The sequence below is a fragment of the Peribacillus sp. NJ4 genome (genome assembly GCF_030348345.1).
Classification (GTDB): Bacteria; Bacillota; Bacilli; order Bacillales; family DSM-1321; genus Peribacillus.
The window spans coordinates 23,634-48,725 of sequence record NZ_JAUCFQ010000001.1 but is presented as its reverse complement, the minus strand read 5'-3'; the positions used below and the strand labels follow the sequence as shown (position 1 = coordinate 48,725).

Here is a 25,092-nt window from a genome sequence, read left to right as displayed (position 1 = left end):
AATACCAGCCATTCCCAAATTCGTCAATGATTTATTTTCATTTTTTTGTAAGTAATAGTGTGGCTGCATTCCGCTGAAACAAACGGCTTTAATGAGAAAAAACTGGTTATGTCTTTATAATTCAAGAAACGATAGGTTACAAAGAACTACTCACTTCATCACAATTCGACAAAGTGTGCATATAAGAACATACCTCTCCTCTTTTATTATATGATTAATTACAATTTAGTTTCAAAACAAAAGTTCTGAATTAAGGATAATTTTCCGAAAAAGTTCGAATATGTGAGTTGTTGCACAAAAAAAGAATTTTAGGTATATTTTGTTGAGGTAAGAGGTAATGCTGAAATAAGGGAATTTTACATCATGATCCCTTAGTTTAAAATGACATTCACTTATAATATTTTCTATTCTATTAACATCATGATTTGATTAGTGATTATTGTCGCGTAGAATGGTATATAGCGTTAAAATAGAGATAATAGCTTAAATATAGTCTAATGGCTTTGGCCTAGACCCAAAGCTGGTTTTCCAAAAGATGAGGAGGGAACGAAGTGCAAGATAAATTAAAAACATTCTATATCACGACACCCATATATTATCCGAGTGGTAATTTACATATAGGGCACGCGTATACCACAGTGGCAGGGGATGCCATGGCTCGTTATAAAAGGATGCGTGGCTTTGATGTCATGTATTTAACAGGCACTGATGAACATGGTCAAAAAATTCAGCGTAAAGCGGCTGAAGAAGGAATCACTCCACAGCAATATGTAGATAATATCGTATCAGGGATTAAAGAGCTCTGGGAAAAGCTTGATATATCTTATGATGATTTCATTAGGACGACGGAAGATCGCCATAAAGAGGTTGTAGCCAAGATCTTCAAAAGGCTTTTGGACCAGGGTGATATATACTTGGACCAATATGAAGGGTTATATTGTACACCTTGTGAATCTTTCTTCACGGAACGTCAGGTGGAAGAAAGCAATGGTAACTGTCCAGATTGCGGCAGACCAGTTGAAAAGGTGAAAGAAGAGTCTTATTTCTTCAAGATGAGTAAATATGCGGACCGATTACTGAAGTTTTATGAGGAAAACCCTGATTTCATTCAACCGGAATCCCGCAAAAACGAAATGATCAATAACTTCATCAAACCTGGATTGGAAGATCTGGCCGTTTCACGTACTACTTTCGATTGGGGCATCAAGGTACCTGGAGATCCAAAGCATGTTATTTATGTATGGATTGATGCATTGACCAATTACATAACGGCATTAGGGTATGGAACGGATAATGATTCTAAATACTTGAATTATTGGCCTGCCGATGTACATCTGGTCGGAAAGGAAATTGTTCGTTTCCATACAATCTATTGGCCGATTATGTTAATGGCTCTGGACATACCGCTTCCAAAGAAAGTCTTTGCCCACGGCTGGCTTCTCATGAAAGATGGTAAAATGTCCAAATCAAAAGGGAATGTAGTGGATCCCGTTACATTGATTGATCGATACGGTTTGGATTCTTTACGTTACTACTTATTGCGTGAAGTCCCATTTGGTTCTGATGGTGTATTTACACCGGAAGGTTTTGTGGAACGGATCAATTTTGACCTGGCAAATGATTTAGGTAATTTATTAAATCGGACAGTAGCAATGGTCAATAAATATTTTGATGGTGTGATTCCAAGTTACGAAGGATCCATTGGCGAATTTGAAAAGGCTTTGCTTGAAATGAACCAAGATACGGTAGGCAAGTATGAGGAAGCCATGGAAAACATGGAATTTTCAGTTGCACTAACATCCATTTGGCAACTCGTGAGCAGAACTAACAAATTCATTGACGAAACCCAGCCTTGGACTCTTGCTAAAGATGAATCAAGGAAGGAAGACCTTGGTAGTGTCATGGTTCATTTGGCGGAATCATTACGCAGGACGGCCATTCTTTTGAAACCTTTCTTGACGCAAACACCGGAAAAAATCTTTGCTCAACTTAACATCACGGATAGTGTTTTAAAATCCTGGGACAGTTTAGCGGAGTTCGGTCAAATTCCTGCTGAAACAAAAGTTTTGAAGGGCGACCCGATTTTCCCTCGTTTGGATATGGAAGAGGAAGTTTCATATATAAAAGAACAAATGCAGGGTGGAGCCCCTAAGGCCGAGGAAAAAGTGGTGGAGACGATTCCAGAGGTTGATGAAATCACTATTGATGACTTTACAAAAGTGGAACTTCGTGTTGCCCAGGTCTTGGAAGTCGAACCGGTAAAGAAAGCGGATAAGCTTCTAAGACTGCAGCTTGATTTAGGTTATGAGAAACGGCAAGTCGTATCAGGCATTGCACAGCACTATAAACCTGAAGATTTAGTAGGCAAAAAAGTGATATGCGTAACTAATTTGAAACCTGTTAAACTTCGTGGCGAGCTCTCTCAAGGAATGATTTTGGCGGGCAGCCAGGATGGTGTGCTCTCAGTCGCTACAATAGATTCATCGATTCCAAATGGTTCAAAGGTGAAATAAACCCTCGAAAACATAAAGGTGTTTCATATGAAACATTTTTATGTTTTTTTCTTTATGCTTTTGGAAACAGTAAATTATAAAGGTTTTATTAGTTCTAAATTTACTTGTTGGGCATATAGGCTCCTTTGTAATCTTTTTGTTACCTAAATGTGAAACATAAAACTTTCATTTTTTAATAAAATAGTGCTAGAAAGGAAGAAAAATAATGCTATTTGATACACACGTACATGTTAATGCGGAACAATTCAACGAGGATCTAGAGGACGTCATAGAAAGAGCTAAGGAAGCAGGAGTGAACAATATGGTAGTCGTTGGTTTTGACCGGCCTACTATTATAAGGGCAATGGAATTAATAGAAGCTTATGATTTCATGTATGCCGCAGTCGGATGGCACCCTGTTGATGCTATCGATATGACCGGGGAGGACTTACTATGGATCGAGGAATTATCCAATCATCCAAAGGTTGTGGCTATAGGTGAGATGGGACTCGATTATCATTGGGATAAATCACCGAAAGAAGTTCAAATGGAGGTGTTCAGGAAGCAAATCCGTTTGGCGAAAAAAGTGGGTCTGCCCATTATCATCCATAATCGGGAAGCGACTGCGGATATCGTGAAGATATTAAAGGAAGAAGAGGCCTCAGAGGTAGGAGGAATCATGCATTGCTTTAGCGGAAGTGCAGAAACTGCCTTGGAATGCATTAATATGAATTTTTATATTTCATTGGGCGGCCCTGTGACCTTCAAGAATGCAAAAAAACCAAAAGAGGTGGCAGCAGCCGTACCTTTAGACCGTTTACTGATTGAAACCGATTGTCCATATTTGGCTCCCCATCCTTATAGAGGGAAGCGTAATGAACCTTCGTATGTGAAGTTTGTTGCTGAACAAATCGCAGAAATCAAACAGCTCACAATAGAGGAAGTTTCCAAGGCAACAACGGAAAATGCCAAGAAATTATTCGGCATTAACTGACAGTTTTTTTTACAATATCTCCCGGGATTCGCTAGCTAAAATCGCATTTTTTAAGGATTCTACAAATCTCACTCCAATTATAGGCTTATTATGTCGAGAATTCGCCCTTTCCTTTTTAATATGGAATATGCATAATAGGTATTAATTTCCTTAATGAGAAGTGAATGGGTTGACAGCTTGATAACTATGTCTATATAATCACCGGGAGGAAGGAGGAGTTTTTCATTCTATTAAAAACTATGAAAAACCTTATTCCCAAACCTTTTGGGAAGAAGAGAATGGCAATTGCCATATGCAGTGCGATTCTTGTTTCTACAGCATTGGGAATACTTATCTATCAAGGAACAAAGCATACAGTCACAATTATGCTAGATGGAAAAAAAGAGGTAGTGCGGACACACGCGGCTACTGTAAATGATATGTTGAAAGATTTAGAGATTACCGTTCAAGCAGCAGACTATGTCCACCCATCAAGAAACACAGAGGTTGATGGTGATTTAGAGGTGGTTTGGAAGCCTGCACAAAAAATCGTCATGGTACAAGACGGTAAACCGAAGGAAGTTTGGTCCACTGCCGATACGGTAGACGAACTTTTAAAAGAACAAGATCTTAGTGTGAAGGAACATGATAAGATCACGCCTTCAAAAAATATGAAGCTGAAAGCGGATATGGAAGTTGCCATAGACAAAGCCTTTTCACTGAAATTAGTTGTAGGTGGGGAAGAAAAGCAGGTATGGTCAACTTCGACTACTGTCGCTGACTTTTTAAAGCAACAAGGAGTAAAGCTCAATGATTTGGACCGAGTTGAGCCAGAATTAGCCGAAAAAGTTGAAGCTGAGAATACGGTAAACGTAATTCGAATTGAAAAAGTCACCGATGTAGTGGAAGAACCAGTTGACTTTGCTGTCATAACTAAAAAAGATGACTCTTTATCAAAAGGGAAAGAGAAAGTTGTCAAAGAAGGAAAAGACGGACTGATTTCCAAAAAATATGAAGTTATTAAAGAAAATGGCAAAGAGGTCAAAAGAGAATTACTATCAGAAAAAGTAGTTAATAAAAAGCAGGATAAAGTTGTCACGGTCGGAACTCAAACGACGGTTGCCCAGGCATCACGCGGAGTAACTAACGTTAGTTCTTCAAGTGGAAAAGAAATATACGTATCATCAACGGCTTATACTGCCAGTTGTAAGGGCTGTTCCGGTGTCACGTCTACAGGCGTCGATCTAAAGAGTAATCCGGGAGCGAAAATCATAGCTGTCGATCCAAGTGTGATTCCTATGGGATCGAAAGTATATGTAGAGGGCTATGGCTATGCAGTGGCTGCTGACAAAGGCGGAGCAATAAAGGGAAATAGGATTGATGTCTTCTTTTCCTCAAAAGATGATGCCTATCGCTGGGGTGTAAAGAAAGTTAAGATTCGCGTATTGAACTAATAAGGTTTCTCTCGCAGGAGATGAATTCGTCTCCTGTTTTTTGACGTTTTATTTTCCATTTGTTGAAAAACCCTATATAAAACTGTTTTAATAAGATAGACGTCTCAATATTCCATAAGATTTCATAATCGTTTAAACTTTCATAAATGATGTTGACTGGTTTCATTCCTATGAAAATGGGTGGGTGTCTTACGGGGACCAGTTACGTTTATAAAGAGCCAATCAAAGCGCTTGCGCTTTTCTGTATGGAGGAAAACATGAAAAAGATTAAAGAAATTATTGTTGTAGAAGGTAAAGACGATACGGTAGCGATAAAAAGGGCTGTTAATGCTGATACAATAGAAACGAACGGTTCCGCGGTGAATGATTCCTGTATTGAGCAGGTGAGGCTTGCACAAAAGACACGTGGAGCCATCATTTTCACAGACCCTGATTTTCCTGGTCAAAAAATCAGGAATGCAATTTCAGAACAAGTAAAAGGCTGCAAACACGCCTTTTTAACGAAGAAGGAAGCCCTTCCTAAGTCAGGTAGAGGGATAGGAGTTGAACATGCTTCTCCTGAGGCAATTCGTAATGCTTTAAAGGATGCCCAACTAATGGATGAAGAGGCTTCAGAAGAGATTTCACAGCAGGATTTAATAGATGCAGGTTTAATTGGGGGATCCGGTGCCAAGGAACGAAGGGAAAAACTTGGATCTGTTTTGAAAATTGGGTTTACCAATGGTAAACAGTTATATAAGAGACTAAAAATGTTCCAAATATCAACTGAGGCTTTTGCTGAAGCGATGGTACAGATAAATCAGGAGGAAAAAAATGAATAAGGATATTGCAACCCCTGTCAGAACGAAAGATATATTAAAGAAGTACGGATTCTCTTTTAAAAAGAGCTTAGGTCAAAACTTTTTAATCGATACGAATATCTTGAAACGTATTGTCGAACATGCAAATTTGACAGAGGAAAGTGGTGCCATTGAAATTGGGCCGGGGATCGGCGCGCTGACGGAACAATTAGCGAAAAGCAGCAAAAAGGTTACGGCCTTTGAGATTGATCAGCGACTACTGCCCATCTTATCGGATACACTGTCTCCTTATAACAATGTAAACATCATTCACGGCGATGTTCTAAAAGCTGATGTTAAGAAGGTCATCGAGGAAGAATTTGCTGGCTTCTCGGACCTGATGGTTGTTGCAAATCTGCCTTACTATGTCACGACGCCCATCATTTTAAAGCTATTGTCCGAGGATCTGCCCATTAGAGGCATCGTGTGCATGCTGCAAAAGGAAGTGGCTGATCGAATTGCCGCTAAACCTGGGACAAAGGAATACGGTTCTTTATCCATTGCCATTCAATATTATACCGAAGCTGAAACAGTGATGATCGTACCCAAAACGGTATTCATGCCTCAACCTAATGTTGATTCAGCTGTAATCCGCCTTACTAGGCGGGTTAAGCCAATCGTCGAGGTCCTGGATGAGGATTTCCTCTTCATTGTGACCCGGGCGAGTTTTGCGCAGCGTCGGAAAACGATTTTAAACAACTTAACCAGTCAGCTGCCAGATGGTAAATCGAAAAAAGAACTCATACTTGCCGCTCTCGAAGCCGCGGAAGTTGATCCTTCCAGACGTGGTGAAACATTGAGTATCAAAGAATTTGGACGCTTGAGTGATGCGTTATTGCCAAATTTCAAATAAAGGTTATGTAAAAATTCAAAGTCGGAACGGGGTCACTCCCAGCTTCCGGCTTTTTTCATTTTTAAATTGGCCTACCATGAATGGAACGTAACCAAAATGTAGTCAATCCCACCTTTCACCATTCAAGAATGGTTCGCATAACTTAAGAATGAAAATAAACTAGGGCGGGCTGAAAATAAGTCTTCTCATGGGGTGGGGCCATGAATATTCAAATAAACGATATTGTTGGTCGGGTTTCTTATAAATGTGACGTGTTGTTCCGGGTAATCGATATCCATGATATTGACGGAAGACGCCAAGCTGTTCTTTATGGGGAAGATATCCGATTGATTGCAGATGCACCTTTTCAAGATTTAATAATCATAAATGATAATGAAAGACATGATCGGCAAAGGTCGAATGAGGTACTTCAAGAACAATCTTACCGCTTATTAACACAAGATTTAGAGTTACAACAACAAAAAAACGGCTATCAATCCAGTAATGGATATCGTTATAGCGGTGAATATTTTCAGATACCAGGCAGGGTCCTCCATGTTGATGGGGATGCATCATACTTAAGGAAATGCATGGATCTATATCAGAAATTCGGTATTCCGGTCAATGGTATCTATTGCAATGAAAAGGAAATGCCCCAAAGAATCGGGGGTTTATTGGACCACTATCGGCCGGATATCCTTGTTGTCACCGGTCATGATGCCTATTCAAAATCAAAAGGACCAATGTCCGATATCAACGCCTATCGTCACTCAAAGGATTTTGTACAGACAGTAAGAGAAGCGAGAAGGAAGGTTTCTCATTTAGACCAACTGATTATATTTGCCGGAGCTTGTCAATCGCATTTTGAATCGCTAATACAAGCGGGGGCAAATTTTGCAAGTTCCCCTTCCCGTGTTAATATACATGCTCTTGATCCAGTATATATTGTCGGAAAGATAAGCTTTACGCCTTTTTCTGAGCATATTCATGTATGGGATGTCCTTCGGAATACATTAACGGGAGAGAAGGGGTTAGGGGGAATTGAGACAAAAGGAGTGCTCCGGACCGGGTTGCCTTTCAAGCCATTTCAGGAAGAATGAACGAGCTGCATTTTGAAAGAATGCAGCTTGCTTTCATCGTGTCAGAATTCGGATATTATGACAAAATACCAGGGTTTTTGTTAAGTAATGACACTAGGTGAGGATTTAATTACGAAAATTCGGCTTATTGAATAATGAAATAGTTCGTTTACATAATTTTTCATTTCCCAGGATATAATAAAAATGTTCGCGATTTTGCCGAATTTCAGATAAAAATATATTGACTACATTTTTAAGTGCTGATATAATTTATTATTTTGTTTGCGTGTATTTGTAAATTGTGATATACTTAACTTAGTGAGGTGGACCGAAAATGCCAAAAACTCTAGCTGACATTAAAACTGCACTTGATTCAAACCTAGGTAAAAGATTGCTCTTAAAAGCAAACGGTGGAAGAAGAAAGACTGTAGAACGTTTTGGAACTTTGGCGGAAACTTATCCGGCTGTTTTTGTAATTGAGCTCGACCAAGATGAAAATGCGTTTGAAAGAGTATCTTACAGCTATGCGGATGTTTTAACGGAAACCGTAGAACTAACATTTTTAAACAAACAACAAGAGATGTAACTTAGAGGAGGCAGCGAACAATTATGTTTGCTGCTTTTTGTTTTGTATAAAATATCCTGAGAGCTCCAATAAAGGCTTAAAAAGGATGTAATGAAATAGCGTATGATGCAAAGACTAGGCATGTGACAGCATGTGAAAGGGGTTGTTTCGCTTGGGCAGGAAAAAAGGGATTATGTCAAATGATCTTAAAGAAGAATTGGCAAAAGAACTTGGATTTTACGATGTTGTCCAGAAAGAAGGCTGGGGAGGAATCCGGGCCAAGGACGCAGGGAACATGGTAAAACTTGCTATCGAAAAAGCACAACGTCAATTGGTGAACAAGGAGTAAGATAAAACACTTAATTGTATCATGCTGTCCTATTGAAGAAGCCAGACTCTTTATACAATGTATAGCCCTATTCATTTTTGCTTACATTGTAGATATGGAGTCTGGTTTTTTTATGTATCGGTGATGCTATATGGATATGTAGCAAGTCTTTTGGGAAGCAGGAACGTGCTGCTCACCCCATGTGCCTACATGTGTCTATTCTCCTCTAAAGGTCAGTCTTAGCTTCATTACATTGAAATTACGATGAAAAAACCTTTAGAATATAAACAAATATGATAGAATAGGACAAGAACTTTTAAGAACGTTAAAGTAGGTGGACATATTGAAGCTTATGGAAAAAGCCCCGGCTAAAATTAATTTGGCTTTGGATGTGCTTTTCAAACGGCCTGATGGGTATCATGAGGTGGAAATGATCATGACGACAGTCGACCTTGCCGATAGAATTGAACTAAAGGAAATAAAGGGAAATCATATACAAATTCTATCCCATAATCGATTTGTTCCGGATGATCATCGGAATTTAGCTTATCAAGCCGCATTTATTCTAAAGGAACGTTTTGGAATTAATAAAGGTGTTTCTATAACTATAGAGAAAAATATACCTGTAGCCGCAGGACTTGCTGGTGGAAGCAGTGATGCCGCAGCTACGTTGAGAGGCTTAAATAGACTGTGGAAGCTTGGTCTTTCCATGGATGAACTTGCGGAAATAGGAGCTGAAATTGGCTCTGATGTTTCATTTTGTGTATATGGAGGTACGGCATTGGCCAGAGGGCGCGGGGAAAAAATCACGCATCTTCCTGCACCGCCAAAATGCTGGGTCATCTTGGCCAAACCGACAATTGGTGTTTCGACTGCTGATATATACAAAAGGCTCCAAATTTCAAAAATGGAGCATCCGGATGTACCTGGAATGATTTCGGCTATTAAGGAAAACAATTATCACGATGTATGTGGGGGATTGGGCAATGTTCTGGAACAAGTGACATTGCAGTTATACCCAGAGGTTGCGAACATTAAAGATCAAATGAAGACATTTGGAGCAGATTCGGTCTTGATGAGCGGAAGTGGTCCGACCGTTTTTGGTTTGGTGGAACATGATTCGCGCATGCAAAGAATTTATAATGGGCTTCGGGGATTTTGTGATCAAGTTTATGCGGTTCGTTTATTGGGTGATCGAAACAATCTTGAATAGAAACGTACATTAGTGGTATAGTTGCTATATAATATTCGGAATTCACAAAGGGGGTGTCTCAATGAAATTTCGTCGCAGCGAGAGGCTAGTCGATATGACCAATTATTTATTAGAACATCCGGGGGAATTGGTTTCACTGACTTATTTTGCTGAAAGGTACAGTTCGGCAAAGTCCTCGATCAGTGAAGATTTGACAATCATCAAGGATACCTTTGAACAACGCGGGATAGGATCTTTAACAACGGTTCCAGGTGCGGCTGGTGGAGTGAAATATATTGTGTCCATCAAGGAAGAAGAAACCAATGCTTTCATTGACGGATTATGCGATACGATCGCTAGTCCCGAAAGGCTACTTCCTGGCGGTTATCTATATATGACAGACATATTAGGACATCCGCAAACCGTGAATAAGGTTGGAAGGATAATCGCTTCAATGTATGCCAAGAAAAATGTCTCAGTCATCATGACAATGGCAACCAAAGGGATATCATTAGCATACGCCGTGGCAAATTATTTGAATGTTCCAGTTGTCATTGTAAGTAGGAATAATAAAGTAACGGAAGGTTCTACAGTGAGCATCAATTATGTTTCAGGCTCTTCAAAGAGGATTCAGACTATGGTACTCTCTAAGAGAAGCTTGGTTGAGGGTTCGAATGTATTGATTGTAGACGATTTCATGAAGGCTGGGGGTACCATTAACGGTATGGTCAGTTTATTGGATGAATTTAAGGCAACAGTTGCCGGAATAGCGGTGCTGGTCGAATCCGAACATACGGAGGAGTGCCTTGTCGAGGACTATGTTTCTTTAATCAAGTTGACACAGGTGGTCGAAAGAGACAAAAAAATCAAGGTCAGCCGTGGGAATTATTTTACGAAAAAGGAATAGGGGGAATCATTTCATGAAAACGATACATACGGATGAAGCACCGGCAGCGATCGGACCATATTCACAAGGCGTGATCGTGGATAAGTTATTTTTCAGTTCAGGACAGATCCCACTTACTGCTTCTGGTGAGATGATAACAGGGAATGTTAAGGAACAAACACACCAGGTCTTTAAGAATCTCCAAGCGGTATTGAAAGAAGCAGGAGCCTCATTGGAAACTGTCATTAAAGCTACTGTATTCATTAAAAGTATGGAAGATTTCGGTTCGATTAATGAAATATACGGAGAATATTTTTCTAACCATAAACCTGCTCGCTCATGTGTAGAGGTTGCTCGGCTTCCTAAAGATGCATTAGTGGAAATAGAAGTGGTTGCGCTCGTTAAATAAACGGGCGTTTTTTTAATTTTTTAAGGGGAATTCGTAATGGGTAATTTTCCTATAATATAAGGGGTATTTATAGTATTTTTGAAAACTAGGCTGAATTTTCTAAAAAAATTACAGATAATAGAAGGAGTTCACGTTTTTTTGTTGAATATGTACTTTAAGTTTTAACAACAACAAAAAGGGATGGTGAGCTTAAATGGAAGTAACTGACGTAAGATTACGCCGTGTGAATACGGATGGTCGTATGAGAGCTATCGCATCAATTACACTGGATAATGAATTTGTGGTTCATGATATTCGTGTGATCGACGGAAACAATGGTTTATTTGTAGCAATGCCAAGTAAACGAACTCCAGATGGAGAATTCCGGGATATCGCTCATCCAATCAATTCCTCGACACGCGGGAAAATTCAAGAAGCTGTCTTGACAGAATATCACCGATTGGGAGAACTTGAAACTGAACTAGAGGAAGCTGGAGCAGGTGCTTCTTAATTAACTTACCTTTAAACTTTTATTTTATAATTCGTGCATCTAGAGCCTACTTCATTAGTAGTGCTCTTTTTTATTTTATTCTGAAACGATAAATTTAGAACATATTACCTTTCCAGTCAGTAATTTTACTAAAATGGTATATATTATGATGCCATCTTCAATGGTTTAAGTACCCCTCCTTTTTATTTTTCAAACCTTTTTATACATCCTGATATATTAAAATCCCTATAAGCGGATGGAAGGAATACTATTTATGAAAATTATCATAACCTCCAATGACGTGAATATGAGATGAATCGGCAACCTGATATCGGAATGGGAGTTAACAACGGATGCAGTGCTTCCTAATGGCCTGTACATAGGGCGTAGTGCAATCATGGTATGTTTTGGGATGATGGGGGGTGACTGGTGTTAACAGGGGAAGAAGGCGCGATTTCTGTATTATGCTAATAATGAAAATGACATTGATCAAGCAAATATTATTATTTGAATGATTAAAAAGACTGCTAACAGGTCCAATAATAACGTTTGAAGGAAGTCGGAATTTGAATTTTTTCTTACCTTCGCGGTTGACAATTATATGTACTTTTAATTGTTACCTTGAAAAGAATCACTATATGAGATAATATTTTTAGTGGATAAAAAGGTGAAAATGGAGGCCTGTTATGAGTAATCGCTATGCAATAATATTGGCCGCTGGGCAAGGTACTAGGATGAAATCTAAGCTTTATAAGGTTTTGCACCCTGTTTGCGGGAAACCAATGGTACAACATGTTATCGATCAAGTCAATCAACTTCAAATAGAAGATATTGTAACAGTCATTGGCCATGGAGCTGAAAAAGTTCAAGAACAACTTGGTGATTCATGCAAGTATGCCTTACAAGATCAGCAATTAGGTACGGCACATGCTGTAATGCAAGCGGAAAGCGTTTTATCCGTTAAAAGTGGAACGACCCTTGTGATTTGCGGTGATACGCCTTTGATCAAAGCGGAAACGATGAAAGAGCTTATAGCATTGCATGAGCAAAGTCAGGCGAAAGCAACAATCTTAACAGCATATGCAGATAACCCAGCTGGCTATGGAAGGGTCCTTCGAGGTGAAGGCGGACTTGTAGAAAAAATCGTCGAGCATAAGGATGCCACTGATGAAGAAAGATATGTTAAGGAAATAAATACCGGTACATATTGCTTCGATAACCAAGCATTATTTAGCGCGCTGAAAAAGGTTTCAAATGAAAATGTCCAGGGAGAATATTACTTACCGGATGTTATTGAAATTTTAAAAGAAGAAGGGGAAGTGGTGACGGCCTTCCAATCCAGTGATTTCGAAGAGACATTAGGTGTAAATGACCGAGTGGCTTTATCGCAGGCTGAGCATATTTTACGGAAACGCATTAATGAATCGCATATGAGGAATGGCGTAACGATCGTCGATCCGCTTACAACGTTCATTGAAGCGGATGTGCAAATCGGACAGGATACGGTCATTAACCCTGGGTCATTCATAAAAGGAAAAAGTATTATCGGACAGGATTGCTTGATTGGCCCGAATACGGAAATAAGTAATTGTGAAATCGGTGATGGAACGGAAGTCCTACAATCGGTTGTACACGAAAGTAATATTGGAAGTTTTGTTAAAATCGGTCCTTTCGCACATGTTAGACCTCAATCAGATATTAAGGATTCCGTTAAAATCGGTAATTTTGTCGAAATTAAAAAGGCCGTTTTTGGCAAAGGAAGCAAGGCCTCTCATTTGAGTTATATTGGCGATGCAGAGGTTGGGGAGAATGTTAATATAGGCTGCGGATCTATTACCGTGAATTATGATGGGAAAAATAAATATTTGACGAAGATTGAAGACAATGTCTTCATAGGCTGCAATTCTAATCTAGTTGCACCTGTGACGATAGGAAAAGGAGCATATGTGGCTGCTGGGTCAACCATCACGCAAGATGTACCGCAGGAAGCCCTATCCGTTGCTCGGGCTCGTCAAGTTAACAAAGAAGATTATGTCAAGAATTTGAAATTTAATAAATAACACGGAGGTCATCATGTCAAATCAGTATTTAGATCCTAATTTAAAAGTATTCTCTTTAAATTCAAACTTCGATTTAGCACAAGAAATCGCTGCTGCAATCGGTGTTGAACTTGGAAAATGTAGCGTAACAAGTTTCAGTGACGGTGAAGTTCAAATTAATATTGAAGAAAGTATTCGTGGCTGTGACGTTTACGTAATCCAATCAACAAGTCAACCAGTCAATGAAAATTTAATGGAACTTTTAATTATGATCGATGCTCTTAAACGTGCTTCAGCTAAAACGATCAATATTGTAATGCCATATTACGGTTATGCCCGACAAGATCGTAAAGCACGTGCGCGTGAACCAATTACAGCTAAACTTGTCGCAAATCTTTTAGAAACTGCTGGTGCCCACCGTGTAATCACATTAGATCTTCACGCGCCACAAATTCAAGGTTTCTTCGATATTCTGATCGATCACCTTGTTGCTGTTCCAATTTTAGCTGATTTCTTCAAGGAAAAAGATTTAAGTGATATCGTCATCGTTTCCCCTGATCATGGTGGGGTTACACGGGCTCGTAAAATGGCGGATCGCCTAAAAGCACCGATTGCCATTATCGATAAGCGCCGCCCAAGACCGAACGTGGCTGAAGTCATGAACATCATTGGTAATATTGAAGGGAAGACAGCAATACTGATTGATGACATCATCGATACCGCAGGCACTATTACACTAGCGGCCAATGCCCTTGTAGAGAATGGTGCTAAAGCAGTGTATGCTTGTTGTACACACCCAGTCCTTTCAGGTCCTGCCATCGAAAGGATTCAAAATTCAACTATTAAGGAATTGGTCGTGACTAACACGATTGCCCTATCTGAAGATAAGAAAATCGATAAAATTGTTGGACTCTCTGTAGCACCTTTGATCGCAGAGGCGATTATTCGTGTCCATGAGGAACAATCAGTCAGCACATTATTCGATTGATAATAAAATAAACGAAAACACGGCGGGCCTTCGGGCTCGCCGTGTTTTCGTTTAAAAGTTTCAGAAAATATTTAATCCTTAGTTGACAGATATGAATACTAATAATAAAATGACTATACAAATATTCAATTCATATTTTCTGAAATGAAAAACTGTACTAACGCAAGTGCATACTGGTTAACGCCGATCGGACTACCGAAGGCTCCTTTTCACTTACCATTGAACATTAGGCATCTTTTTGCCCTATTGTCCTATTGGTGAAGGAAAGGAGCCTTTTATTTTTATATAAATAGTTTAAGAAGGGTGTGCAGAATATGAAGAAAAAACGAAATTTGTGGCTGATTTCCATTATTAACATCTTCATGCTGATATTAAGTGGATGTGGACAGGAAAAGAACAGTTCCAAAAGTGCTGACGCAAAAGAAACGGATAGGACCATTCGAATCGGTTATCAAAAATTCGGGACATTAAATATTTTAAAATCCAAAGGGGAGCTGGAAACACATTTAAAAGAATTGGGATATACCGTCGATTGGACTGAATTCCCTGCGGGACCTCAGCTACTTGAAGCCTTGAATGTCGGCAGCCTTGATTTTGGGCACACAGGCGAGGCGCCACCGATATTTGCACAGGCAGCCAAGGCTCCGCTTGTCTATATTGCTAATCAGCCCGCAAACCCTTCAGGAGAGGCTATAGTCGTGCAAAAGGATTCGCCCATTAAAAATGTGAAAGATTTAAAGGGAAAGAAGGTTGGTTTGAATAAAGGTTCCAATGTTCATTATCTATTGGTCAAAGCTTTAGAGGAAGCAGGTCTTACTCTTGATGATATTACTCCTGTCTACCTACCGCCGGCAGATGCGAGGGCCGCTTTTGAAGGAAACCAAATCGATGCCTGGGTAATATGGGATCCATTTTTATCAGCGGCCGAATTGGAACTAGAAACGAAAACGATCCGGGATGGAGAAGGACTAGTGGGGAATCGTGAATTCTTTTTGGCAACTGATTCATTTTCCGAGAACAAAGAGGCTTTGAAGATTATCAAAGAAGAACTGATAAAGGTTGATAAATGGATTGAAGAAAACCCAAGCGACGTTGCTGAATTTTTATCTCCAGAAATTGGGATTAGTGTGGAAGCATTAGAAAAAACATTAAAAAGAAAAGAATATGGAATTGAGGAGATTTCCAGTACGGTTTTGGATGATCAACAAAAGATTGCCGATACATTTTTTAATCTTAAATTAATTCCAAGCAAGATTAATGTTCTAGATGCATCTGCAGATGTTAAAAAAAATTAAGGGGGAAATAAAATGAAAGTATTTTGGTTTTTGCCATCACATGGAGAAAGTCGCTATTTAGGATCGACAAAGGGAGGGAGGGCGATTACACTCCCTTATTTAAAACAAATAGCACAGGCAGTCAATCATTTAGGTTTTGAAGGGGCTTTGCTTCCAACAGGTCGGTCTTGTGAGGACGCTTGGGTGGTGGGTTCTTCATTGATTTCTGCAACGGAAAGAATGAAATTTTTAGTTGCGATTCGTCCAGGTTTAATGTCGCCAACCTTAGCTGCGCGTATGGCTTCAAGCTTCGACAGGTTGTCGAATGGCCGTCTCTTGATCAATGTAGTAACTGGGGGTGACCCAGTTGAATTGGCAGGTGATGGCGTGTTTCTAAATCATAAGGAACGCTATGAGCAAACAGATGAATTTCTCGATATCTGGAGAAAGGAAATATCCGGTGAGAGAGTGGACTTTGAAGGGGAGCACTTAAAGGTTGAAGGTGGAAATATTCTGTTGCCACCTGTACAAAAACCGTACCCACCGCTATATTTCGGAGGTTCATCCGATCCAGCCATCGATATATCAGGAAAGCATATTGATGTGTACTTGACCTGGGGTGAGCCGCCGGTGCAAGTGGCTGAAAAAATTGAAAAGGTACGTAAAAAAGCAGCAGAGTATGGGCGTGAAGTCAGATTTGGCATTCGCATGCATGTCATTGTAAGAGAAACGGAAGAAGAAGCTTGGCAGGCAGCGGAGGAACTCATTAAATATGTGGATGATGAAATGATTGAAAATTCACAAAAGATTTTTGGGCGATTTGATTCGGTGGGACAGAAGCGGATGTCGCAACTTCATAATGGAAACAGGGATTCACTCGAAATTAGTCCAAACTTATGGGCGGGTGTAGGTCTTGTGCGCGGTGGTGCCGGTACAGCACTAGTCGGAAGTGCAGAAAATGTTGCCGCCAGAATGAAGGAATATGAAGAAATCGGAATAGAATCCTTCGTTTTATCTGGGTACCCTCACCTGGAAGAAGCGTACCGTGTTGCGGAATTATTATTCCCTTTACTCCCTGTCGAACAGCTGCAAGTTCCCGTTTCGAAAGCGACGAGTCCGTTCGGGGAAATACTGGCAAATGACCACTACCCTACAAAAGGAAGTGAAATTGAAGATGCAGAAGTTAAACAAAAAGTTCAATAGGTTCCACCTCATATCATGGCTTGTGCCCATTCTGCTATTGGTAACTTGGCAGCTCCTTTCTTTGTGGGGGATTCTGTCGGAACGGATATTGCCTGCCCCGACTGAAGTCTTTCAAGCTGGCGTCACTTTATTGAAAACAGGGGAACTTATAGATTATATCGGCATCAGTGCTCAGCGGGCCTTCATCGGCTTTTTAATCGGCGGGATTATTGGTTTTGTACTAGGGTTGTTAAATGGGTTATCATCCATTGCTGAAAGCCTATTCGATACATCGCTTCAGATGTTGCGTAACATTCCGCATTTAGCTTTAATACCACTGGTGATCCTATGGTTTGGTATAGAAGAAGAAGCGAAAATTTTCCTTGTCGCTTTAGGGGTTCTATTTCCCATCTATTTAAATACATTTCATGGAGTGAAATCGGTGGATAAGGATTTAATTGAAGCGGCAAGGGTTTATGGGTTAAGTGGTCTTTCTTTATTCTGGAATGTGATCCTCCCTGCAGCCTTTCCATCCATTTTGGTGGGTATCCGCTTCTCCCTTGGAATCATGTGGGTCACATTAATTGTCGCAGAAACAATATCCGCTAATTCCGGAATAGGATATATGGCTATGAATGCCCGGGAATTCATGAGGATGGATATTGTTGTTCTCAGTATTCTCTTATATGCATTATTAGGAAAAATATCGGACGTTGCGGCCAAATTAATTGAAAAAAGATGCTTAAAGTGGCATCCATCATACCAATGAGGAGGTCATTAATATGATAAATGGAAATTCGTTGGAATTGCAGGGCGTAAGAAAGGGTTTTGGGGAGTTTGAAGTTTTAAAGGGAATGGATCTCACTTTTAAAAAAGGGGAATTCGTAGCCATTGTCGGTAAGAGTGGATGTGGAAAGAGCACCTTGCTGCGTCTTGTGGCAGGACTGGAAAAGCCGACGGGCGGGAAGATACTGGTGAATGGAAGACCATTGAATGGATTGAATAAATCGTCACGTACGATGTTTCAGGATGGAAGGCTTTTTCCTTGGAAAAGAATCCTTCAAAATATTGGTGTCGGCTTAAAAGGGGATTGGAAGTCAAACGCTATGGAATTACTGGAGCAAGTGGGCCTTGCAGATCGAGCAAATGATTGGCCGTCCGTTTTATCTGGTGGGCAGAAGCAAAGGGTAGCCTTAGCGAGGGCATTGGTGAACCAACCTGACATTCTCCTCTTAGATGAGCCGTTAGGTGCATTGGATGCTTTGACGAGAATTGGCATGCAAAGGCTGATTGAAGAATTATGGAGGAAAAGGAATTTTACTGCCATACTTGTTACACATGATGTTGAAGAAGCGGTACTGCTTGCCGACCGTGTCATATTAATTGAAGAAGGCAAAGTCGCAATGAATAAGGAAATCAATCTGCCGAGACCACGGAAAAAGGATAGCATTCAATATTCCTCACTAGCAGCCCAAATCCTTAACCGAGTCATGCAAGTTGAGGGGGAAAGGGAAAACAAAGCGATTCACGCTTAAATTCAAGAAAAAAGATTTTACGGTGAATTCCTATGTTTACCATATGTTTAGCCTCTTGTGGCAGCCTTCGGATTTTACCTTCCATGTTTAATGATTCGCCATTTAGGGAAATGTTAAATATAGAGAGACTTGTAATTCATATTTAGGAAGGCGGAGGATGTATGAGTAATATATTAGCTGCAAAAGAACGTACGGATTCAAAACACTCTAATTTAAGGAATTTGAGGGAAAGCGGCGAAATCCCAGCGATAGTATATGGCAATAAAAATGACAGTACAGCCATTTCAGTCAATAATATTGAGCTTCAAAAGACAATCAAGGAAATAGGCCGTAATGGTATCATTTCTTTGGACTTGGAAGGAACGAGTTATAAAGTCATGCTCTCTGACTATCAAAAGGATCCTATAAAGAACTCCATTTATCATGCAGACTTTTTAATTGTAGATATGTCCGCTCAATTACAGGCACAAGTTCGCATTAACCTTGTCGGAGTTTGTAAAGGCGTGAAAGACGGTGGGGTCCTTCAGCAGTCTCTTCATGAAGTGACGGTTACGGCTAAACCGAATGACATTCCTGACTCCATCGATGTTGACGTTACCGAACTTCAGGTAGGGGATACAATCTACATATCTGATATCCAAACGAATAAGCAAGTTACAATCGACAACGATGGTGAGGAAGTAGTTGCATCTGTTTTGGCTCCTCGTCAGGAAGAGGAAATAAGTACAGGTGAACAGCAAGATGGAGGTATCCCTGAAAATGAAGAGGGCAGGGAAACCAAGGCATCACCAGAGTCATGATGAAGGGATTAAACAAGTGAATCGTGATATAATAGGCGTAGCTCTTAATGAGTTACGTCTTTTCAATCTCTGGATGCGTCAATTTAAACAGGGCCATTTTCCGGAACTGATTCCTTTAATTAGGGTTTTTTTCTAATTAGTTCTCCGGTCGCTTGCAGGCCAGCTTGAAATTAGGGTACTATTTTTCTAAGGTCAATAAGCTTGGAAAAACTTCGTCCCGACGTAACTCCCTAAATAACCGTAATGACGGAGTGTGAATCATGAAAATTATTGTAGGGTTAGGGAACCCAGGTAAACAATATGAAAAAACTCGGCATAACGTCGGCTTTGAAGTAATAGATGAGTTATCCAGAAAATGGTCAATTCCACTTGATCAAGCAAAACACAAGGGTATCTATGGTGTAGGAATGGTAAAGGGAGAAAAAGTTTTATTGCTTAAACCCTTAACTTACATGAATTTATCAGGAGAATCCATTTCGGCTGTCATGCATTTCTTTAAGGTGGATATCGCGGATGTGGTCATTATATATGATGACCTTGATTTGCCTCCAGGGAAGCTTCGCCTTCGTCAAAAAGGAAGTGCAGGCGGTCATAATGGGATAAAATCTTCAATTGCCCATTTGGGTACGCAAGAATTCAATCGCATCAGAATAGGCATTGGCCGCCCGATTGGCCGTATTCCAGTACCTGATTATGTATTAGGGCGTTTTTCGCCTGAAGAATGGGATCATGTAGGGGCAACGATCGAAAAAAGCGCGGCTTCTTGTGAAGCTTGGATGGAAAAACCATTTATACAGGTCATGAACGAATATAACCAATAAGCAAAGAGTAGATATAAGTAAAGAATAATATCTTCCTGTTTCGCTGAATAAATCCCCTCTAATTGTACATACTAACACTATTACAAAAATAGGGGGTTACGAAATGGCTCTCCATTATCGATGCCGACATTGCGGAACTAAGCTGGGCTCAATCGAGGCACACTCACTGAGTACGGAGCAGTTAGGTTTTAATCAACTTACCGATGAAGAGCGACAAGAGATGATCGTTTATGATTCTGAAGGGGATATGCATGTAAGGGCGATATGTGAAGATTGTCATGAATCGCTGCAAAGGAACCCTGAATTATATGAAAACGATTATATTATTCATTAGCGGGAGAGGGCTTTGGACAAAATCCAAAGCATTTTTCCGTTTGTCTGGTTTACAAAGGCACATAAAATGAAAAATTGCCGTTAATAAAGAGGACGCTTGGTTAAATTGGCCAAGTTTAAATAAAAGGATTACAAATGGTTTTCGCACGTTAAAGAGAGGGGGGAAAGAAAATGAATGGATTGCAAAACTTGTTCTCCAAACAAGATGATGTTCATTCGTTAATCGCCGGCATTGATGAAGGACTTAAGGAACAAATAGTCTCTGGTCTGACAGATTCCTCGAGGTCACTATTGCTGGCTTCCGTATATGAAAAGACGAATAGGCCGATTTTATTAGTTACCCATAATTTATTGCAAGCACAAAAATTCCATGAGGATTTATCCAGTTTCATTCCCGAGGAAGAATTATATATATATCCCGCCAATGAATTGATTGCGGCCGATTTGAGTGTGGCCAGTCCGGAATTAAGGGCCCAACGTGTAGAAGCATTGAACTTTTGGGCGGAGGGAAAGAAAGGGATTGTCATTGCGCCGATTCCCGGGGTCCGTCGTGTGCTTCCTTCTAAGGATATTTGGAAGAGGCATCAGCTTACGTTTAATTTAGGGGAAGACATCGAGCTCGAACCAACACTTAATAAATTCATTGCTATGGGTTATAACCGGTCTGAAATGGTTGCTTCACCAGGTGAATTCAGTATCCGTGGCGGTATAATCGATATTTATCCGATCACGGAACCTAATCCAATACGAATAGAGTTATTCGATACCGAAATAGATTCAATAAGGACTTTTTCAAGCGAAGATCAGCGATCCATCGAGAAACTCAAGAAAGTGATGATTGGTCCCGTCAGTGAGGCCTTGCTAGAGACAGAGCATATCGAAAGAATCATAACAAGGCTCGAGAGCGGATTAAGTAAAAGCTTGAAGAAACTTAAAGATGAGAAAACAAAGGAACAACTGGTTCAAACGATCAGCTATGAACTAGAACAGCTGAAAATGGGAAATAAACCCGACCAAATCTTTAAATACTTAAGTTTGGCTTATGAAGATCCAGCTAGTTTAATAGATTATTTACCTGTAAACGGTTTGGTTTTCTTAGATGAGATCAGTAGAATCCAGGAAATCAATGATTCATTGGAAAAGGAAGAGGCTGGTTGGTACACTGACCTTTTAAGTCAGGGACAGATTATCCATGACATAAAATTGGCTCATCCCATGCAGGAATTAATAATGAAATCCAGCAGGCCGTTTGTATATCTTTCATTGTTTTTACGGCATGTACCGCATACGAATCCTCAGAATATACTGAATTTTGCCAGTAAACAAATGCAAAATTTCCATGGACAGATGAATGTGTTCAAAGCTGAACTGGAACGTTGGAAAAAAGGGAAATATACAGTCGTCATACTTGGACAGGATGAAGAACGGGTAAAAAAGCTGCATTCGGTTTTAGCCGATTATGATATAGAGGCCACAGAACTGTTTGATGCGAACAGCATTCTTCCAGGTAAAGTACAGATTTTACGAGGCAGCCTTAACAGCGGCTTTGAATTACCCATGCAGAAATTCAGTATCATTACGGAAACGGAATTGTTTAATAAGAAATCAAAGAAATCGATACGGAGACAGAAACTATCGAATGCGGAGCGAATCAAGAGTTATTCCGAACTGAAGATCGGTGACTATGTCGTTCATGTTAACCATGGTATCGGTAAATATTTGGGAATTGAAACCCTTACGATAAATGGGGTCCATAAAGATTACCTACATATTCGTTATCAAGCGGATGACAAATTGTATGTTCCTGTCGACCAAATAGATCTTGTGCAAAAATATGTCGGTTCTGAAGGGAAAGAACCGAAGCTTTATAAGCTAGGTGGAACGGAATGGAAACGTGTCAAAAGTAAAGTTCAATCATCCGTTGAGAACATTGCTGATGATTTAATCAAGTTATACGCAGAAAGGGAAGCGGCCAAGGGCTATGCCTTTTCGCCTGATGGTGATATGCAGAGAGATTTCGAAACATCATTCGCTTATAACGAAACGGAGGATCAATTACGTTCTATAGTCGAAATCAAAAAGGATATGGAACGGGAACGGCCGATGGATCGTTTATTATGTGGCGATGTCGGATATGGGAAGACGGAGGTAGCCATCCGTGCCGCTTTTAAAGCCATTATGGATGGCAAGCAAGTTGCATTTCTTGTTCCGACCACCATCCTCGCCCAGCAGCATTTTGAAACGCTAAGGGAACGTTTTCAGGATTATCCCATTTCGATTGGTCTTATGAGCCGTTTCCGGACAAAAAAACAGCAAACGGAAACGATTAAAGGATTGAAGGCAGGCACGGTGGATATTGTGGTTGGCACGCACAGGATTTTATCCAAAGATATAGTGTATCGCGATTTGGGTTTGCTTATCATTGATGAAGAACAGCGTTTTGGCGTTACACATAAGGAGAAGATCAAACGCTTAAAAACAAATGTGGATGTACTGACTTTGACTGCGACACCGATTCCGAGGACCCTTCATATGTCCATGTTGGGCGTGAGGGATTTGTCCGTTATCGAAACACCGCCTGAGAATCGGTTCCCGATCCAAACATATGTCATGGAGTATAATGGCTCGTTGGTAACGGAAGCGATAGAACGGGAATTGGCCAGGGATGGCCAGGTTTATTTCCTTTACAATCGGGTAGAGGATATAGCAAGAAAAGCAGAAGAAATTTCCATGTTGGTACCCGATGCCCGAGTCACCTTTGCTCATGGGCAAATGTCGGAGCAAGAGCTGGAAGCGGTTATGTTCGGCTTTTTGGAAGGCGAATATGATGTTTTGGTAAGTACAACCATTATAGAAACGGGTGTTGATATCCCGAATGTCAATACGCTTATAGTGAATGAAGCAGATAGAATGGGACTTTCACAGCTCTATCAGCTACGTGGCCGTGTAGGGCGATCCAATCGGGTTGCATATGCATTCTTTACTTATAGGAAAGATAAAGTGTTGACGGAAGTGGCGGAAAAACGTCTTCAATCCATTAAGGAATTTACAGAGTTGGGTTCAGGATTCAAAATCGCGATGCGTGATTTATCCATCAGGGGAGCTGGAAATATTCTAGGGGCTCAACAACATGGCTTCATCGATTCAGTTGGTTTTGATTTGTACTCACAAATGTTGAAAGAAGCAGTGGACGCGAAACGTAATGACCAGCCAACCGAAGAAAAGAACACCCTTGAAATTGACGTTGAAGTGGATGCTTATATCCCTGATGCCTACATAATGGATGGACATCAGAAAATAGAAATGTATAAAAGGTTCAGGGGCATTACTTCTCTTGAAGAAGTGGAAGAATTACAAGATGAAATGCTCGATCGTTTCGGAGAGTATCCAGAAGAAGTAGCCTATTTATTCATGATTGCCGAAATGAAGGTATATGCTGAAAAGGCTGGAATTGAAAGCATTAAACAATTGAAGCAGGAAATCAGCATTCTCCTCAGGGAAAAGGTAAGCAGCGATGTGGATGGACAAAAAGTGTTTGAGCTGGGGTCAAAGTATGGCCGTATGGTCGGCTTCGGCATGGATGGAAATCGAATGAAGCTAGTCCTGCACATAAAAGGTGTAGAACAAAGCAAATGGCTTAACATACTATTTGAGATGGCCAAGGGTTTACAGCATGTAAAAAAAGAGACTCAAGCCACAAAAAACTGAAGTGAATGATAGTCCTCTTGAAGAAATTGTTTTTAAGATACCATGGTAAAAAAATGCAACAAAAAGAAAAATTTTTTCAAAGTGCATAGAACTTACCATTAGAAAAATACTAAGTACAATAGCTGGTGATGATTTTAATGCTACAAAAAGAGGATTTATCAAATCAATTAGATGAAAGTGAGGCAACATTAGATGAAAGCAACTGGTATCGTTCGCCGAATTGATGATTTAGGAAGAGTTGTCATCCCGAAAGAAATTCGAAGGACCCTCCGTATTCGTGAAGGGGATCCTTTGGAAATCTTTGTGGATAGAGATGGAGAAGTAATCTTAAAGAAATACTCTCCTATTAGTGAATTAGGCGATTTTGCAAGAGAATATGCAGAAGCACTTTATGATAGCCTTGGAAATCCAGTTATGATTTGTGATAGGGATACTTACATTGCAGTGGCAGGCGGCTCCAAAAAAGAATACTTAAATAAAAGCGTTAGTGAACTAGTGGAAAAAATCATGGAAGAAAGAAATCCTGTCTTGGAATCTCCGAACGGACAAATTTCTTTCGTTGATTCAAATGATGAAGAAGTCCAATCGTATACTGCAGCTCCAATCATTGCGAGTGGCGACCCGATTGGTGCCGTCCTGATTTTCTCAAAAGAAGGTACACTTGGTGAAGTGGAACAGAAATCGGTTGAAACAGCAGCAAGTTTCCTAGCTAGACAAATGGAACAGTAAGCTTGGACATGCCATTATATTTTTAAAGGTGGAAAGGGCAGCAATCGCTGTCCTTTTTGCTCTTTCTTAAAGGTTAAACGGATTGGGAAGGGCAATAAAGAGAATTCTTTGAGATGAACATGGAAATTAATTAACAGTATGGTTGCAATTGAAAAATAACCACTT

The 25,092-nt window shown here is 40.1% G+C and carries 23 protein-coding genes; all 23 read left to right on the top strand.

The genetic code is table 11. The annotated features are described in order from the left end of the window. Positions 1–551: 551 nt before the first annotated feature. The 23 genes from metG to spoVT all read left to right on the top strand — a co-directional run bounded on the left by metG (position 552) and on the right by spoVT (position 24,927). On the top strand, positions 552–2,513 hold the full coding sequence (metG, locus tag QUF94_RS00240; protein ID WP_289314103.1) for a methionine--tRNA ligase: 1,962 nt from the start codon (positions 552–554) through the stop codon (positions 2,511–2,513). A 205-nt stretch (positions 2,514–2,718) separates the two neighbouring features. Then, entirely contained in the window at positions 2,719–3,486 is a 768-nt protein-coding gene (locus tag QUF94_RS00235; RefSeq protein ID WP_289314102.1) for a TatD family hydrolase, read from the top strand. Positions 3,487–3,764: 278 nt separating this feature from the next. Then, positions 3,765–4,919, top strand: a complete 1,155-nt coding sequence (locus QUF94_RS00230; RefSeq protein ID WP_289314101.1) for a G5 and 3D domain-containing protein — start codon at positions 3,765–3,767, stop codon at positions 4,917–4,919. Positions 4,920–5,176: 257 nt separating this feature from the next. After that, positions 5,177–5,740, top strand: coding sequence for a ribonuclease M5 (rnmV, locus tag QUF94_RS00225; RefSeq protein WP_289314100.1), 564 nt, complete (start codon positions 5,177–5,179; stop codon positions 5,738–5,740). Then, complete coding sequence (gene rsmA, locus QUF94_RS00220; protein ID WP_289314099.1) at positions 5,733–6,611, top strand: 16S rRNA (adenine(1518)-N(6)/adenine(1519)-N(6))-dimethyltransferase RsmA; 879 nt, start codon at positions 5,733–5,735, stop codon at positions 6,609–6,611. The genes rnmV and rsmA overlap by 8 nt, the downstream gene beginning before the upstream one ends. Before the next feature lie 200 nt (positions 6,612–6,811). Next, positions 6,812–7,690 carry a sporulation peptidase YabG gene (yabG, locus tag QUF94_RS00215; protein ID WP_289314098.1) on the top strand — a complete coding sequence of 293 codons (879 nt, stop codon included), beginning with the start codon at positions 6,812–6,814 and terminating at the stop codon, positions 7,688–7,690. A 313-nt stretch (positions 7,691–8,003) separates the two neighbouring features. Next, complete coding sequence (gene veg, locus QUF94_RS00210) at positions 8,004–8,255, top strand: biofilm formation stimulator Veg (RefSeq protein WP_034316343.1); 252 nt, start codon at positions 8,004–8,006, stop codon at positions 8,253–8,255. A 151-nt stretch (positions 8,256–8,406) separates the two neighbouring features. Next, entirely contained in the window at positions 8,407–8,583 is a 177-nt protein-coding gene (locus QUF94_RS00205; protein WP_089364277.1) for a small, acid-soluble spore protein, alpha/beta type, read from the top strand. A 322-nt stretch (positions 8,584–8,905) separates the two neighbouring features. Continuing rightward, on the top strand, positions 8,906–9,775 hold the full coding sequence (gene ispE, locus QUF94_RS00200; protein ID WP_289314097.1) for a 4-(cytidine 5'-diphospho)-2-C-methyl-D-erythritol kinase: 870 nt from the start codon (positions 8,906–8,908) through the stop codon (positions 9,773–9,775). 61 nt (positions 9,776–9,836) lie between these two features. After that, positions 9,837–10,661, top strand: a complete 825-nt coding sequence (gene purR / locus QUF94_RS00195; protein ID WP_289314096.1) for a pur operon repressor — start codon at positions 9,837–9,839, stop codon at positions 10,659–10,661. A 13-nt stretch (positions 10,662–10,674) separates the two neighbouring features. After that, a complete protein-coding gene (locus QUF94_RS00190; protein ID WP_289314095.1) occupies positions 10,675–11,049 on the top strand; it encodes a RidA family protein in 375 nt (124 codons plus the stop codon). Positions 11,050–11,242: 193 nt separating this feature from the next. Then, positions 11,243–11,539 (top strand): septation regulator SpoVG, encoded by a 297-nt coding sequence (gene spoVG / locus QUF94_RS00185; RefSeq protein WP_034316332.1) that lies wholly within the window; start codon positions 11,243–11,245, stop codon positions 11,537–11,539. Positions 11,540–12,204: 665 nt separating this feature from the next. After that, positions 12,205–13,578 (top strand): bifunctional UDP-N-acetylglucosamine diphosphorylase/glucosamine-1-phosphate N-acetyltransferase GlmU, encoded by a 1,374-nt coding sequence (gene glmU / locus QUF94_RS00180; protein WP_289314094.1) that lies wholly within the window; start codon positions 12,205–12,207, stop codon positions 13,576–13,578. Between the two features lie 13 nt (positions 13,579–13,591). Beyond that, a complete protein-coding gene (locus QUF94_RS00175; protein ID WP_289314093.1) occupies positions 13,592–14,545 on the top strand; it encodes a ribose-phosphate diphosphokinase in 954 nt (317 codons plus the stop codon). A 314-nt stretch (positions 14,546–14,859) separates the two neighbouring features. After that, entirely contained in the window at positions 14,860–15,840 is a 981-nt protein-coding gene (locus QUF94_RS00170) for a sulfonate ABC transporter substrate-binding protein (protein ID WP_289314092.1), read from the top strand. 12 nt (positions 15,841–15,852) lie between these two features. Further along, entirely contained in the window at positions 15,853–17,022 is a 1,170-nt protein-coding gene (gene ssuD, locus QUF94_RS00165) for an FMNH2-dependent alkanesulfonate monooxygenase (protein WP_289314091.1), read from the top strand. After that, on the top strand, positions 16,994–17,770 hold the full coding sequence (gene ssuC, locus QUF94_RS00160) for an aliphatic sulfonate ABC transporter permease SsuC (protein WP_289314090.1): 777 nt from the start codon (positions 16,994–16,996) through the stop codon (positions 17,768–17,770). The genes ssuD and ssuC overlap by 29 nt, the downstream gene beginning before the upstream one ends. A 13-nt stretch (positions 17,771–17,783) precedes the next feature. Continuing rightward, positions 17,784–18,536: an ATP-binding cassette domain-containing protein gene (locus QUF94_RS00155; protein ID WP_289314089.1), complete on the top strand. Its 753-nt coding sequence runs from the start codon at positions 17,784–17,786 to the stop codon at positions 18,534–18,536. A 161-nt stretch (positions 18,537–18,697) separates the two neighbouring features. Continuing rightward, positions 18,698–19,336: a 50S ribosomal protein L25/general stress protein Ctc gene (locus tag QUF94_RS00150; RefSeq protein WP_289314088.1), complete on the top strand. Its 639-nt coding sequence runs from the start codon at positions 18,698–18,700 to the stop codon at positions 19,334–19,336. Positions 19,337–19,596: 260 nt separating this feature from the next. Continuing rightward, on the top strand, positions 19,597–20,157 hold the full coding sequence (gene pth / locus QUF94_RS00145; protein ID WP_289314087.1) for an aminoacyl-tRNA hydrolase: 561 nt from the start codon (positions 19,597–19,599) through the stop codon (positions 20,155–20,157). Between the two features lie 103 nt (positions 20,158–20,260). After that, complete coding sequence (fin, locus tag QUF94_RS00140; RefSeq protein ID WP_061440335.1) at positions 20,261–20,491, top strand: anti-sigma-F factor Fin; 231 nt, start codon at positions 20,261–20,263, stop codon at positions 20,489–20,491. 170 nt (positions 20,492–20,661) lie between these two features. Beyond that, entirely contained in the window at positions 20,662–24,198 is a 3,537-nt protein-coding gene (gene mfd, locus QUF94_RS00135) for a transcription-repair coupling factor (RefSeq protein WP_289314086.1), read from the top strand. A gap of 192 nt (positions 24,199–24,390) precedes the next feature. Beyond that, complete coding sequence (spoVT, locus tag QUF94_RS00130; protein ID WP_289314085.1) at positions 24,391–24,927, top strand: stage V sporulation protein T; 537 nt, start codon at positions 24,391–24,393, stop codon at positions 24,925–24,927. Positions 24,928–25,092: the final 165 nt, after the last annotated feature.

What these genes read in the sequence shown, in the direction of transcription:
- QUF94_RS00235 (WP_289314102.1), top strand. Translation starts at nt 2,719, where the DNA reads ATGCTATTTGATACACACGTACATGTTAATGCGGAACAATTCAACGAG.
- QUF94_RS00230 (WP_289314101.1), top strand. Translation starts at nt 3,765, where the DNA reads ATGGCAATTGCCATATGCAGTGCGATTCTTGTTTCTACAGCATTGGGA.
- rnmV (WP_289314100.1), top strand. Translation starts at nt 5,177, where the DNA reads ATGAAAAAGATTAAAGAAATTATTGTTGTAGAAGGTAAAGACGATACG.
- rsmA (WP_289314099.1), top strand. Translation starts at nt 5,733, where the DNA reads ATGAATAAGGATATTGCAACCCCTGTCAGAACGAAAGATATATTAAAG.
- yabG (WP_289314098.1), top strand. Translation starts at nt 6,812, where the DNA reads ATGAATATTCAAATAAACGATATTGTTGGTCGGGTTTCTTATAAATGT.
- veg (WP_034316343.1), top strand. Translation starts at nt 8,004, where the DNA reads ATGCCAAAAACTCTAGCTGACATTAAAACTGCACTTGATTCAAACCTA.
- purR (WP_289314096.1), top strand. Translation starts at nt 9,837, where the DNA reads ATGAAATTTCGTCGCAGCGAGAGGCTAGTCGATATGACCAATTATTTA.
- QUF94_RS00190 (WP_289314095.1), top strand. Translation starts at nt 10,675, where the DNA reads ATGAAAACGATACATACGGATGAAGCACCGGCAGCGATCGGACCATAT.
- spoVG (WP_034316332.1), top strand. Translation starts at nt 11,243, where the DNA reads ATGGAAGTAACTGACGTAAGATTACGCCGTGTGAATACGGATGGTCGT.
- glmU (WP_289314094.1), top strand. Translation starts at nt 12,205, where the DNA reads ATGAGTAATCGCTATGCAATAATATTGGCCGCTGGGCAAGGTACTAGG.
- QUF94_RS00175 (WP_289314093.1), top strand. Translation starts at nt 13,592, where the DNA reads ATGTCAAATCAGTATTTAGATCCTAATTTAAAAGTATTCTCTTTAAAT.
- QUF94_RS00170 (WP_289314092.1), top strand. Translation starts at nt 14,860, where the DNA reads ATGAAGAAAAAACGAAATTTGTGGCTGATTTCCATTATTAACATCTTC.
- ssuD (WP_289314091.1), top strand. Translation starts at nt 15,853, where the DNA reads ATGAAAGTATTTTGGTTTTTGCCATCACATGGAGAAAGTCGCTATTTA.
- ssuC (WP_289314090.1), top strand. Translation starts at nt 16,994, where the DNA reads ATGCAGAAGTTAAACAAAAAGTTCAATAGGTTCCACCTCATATCATGG.
- QUF94_RS00155 (WP_289314089.1), top strand. Translation starts at nt 17,784, where the DNA reads ATGATAAATGGAAATTCGTTGGAATTGCAGGGCGTAAGAAAGGGTTTT.
- QUF94_RS00150 (WP_289314088.1), top strand. Translation starts at nt 18,698, where the DNA reads ATGAGTAATATATTAGCTGCAAAAGAACGTACGGATTCAAAACACTCT.
- pth (WP_289314087.1), top strand. Translation starts at nt 19,597, where the DNA reads ATGAAAATTATTGTAGGGTTAGGGAACCCAGGTAAACAATATGAAAAA.
- fin (WP_061440335.1), top strand. Translation starts at nt 20,261, where the DNA reads ATGGCTCTCCATTATCGATGCCGACATTGCGGAACTAAGCTGGGCTCA.
- mfd (WP_289314086.1), top strand. Translation starts at nt 20,662, where the DNA reads ATGAATGGATTGCAAAACTTGTTCTCCAAACAAGATGATGTTCATTCG.
- spoVT (WP_289314085.1), top strand. Translation starts at nt 24,391, where the DNA reads ATGAAAGCAACTGGTATCGTTCGCCGAATTGATGATTTAGGAAGAGTT.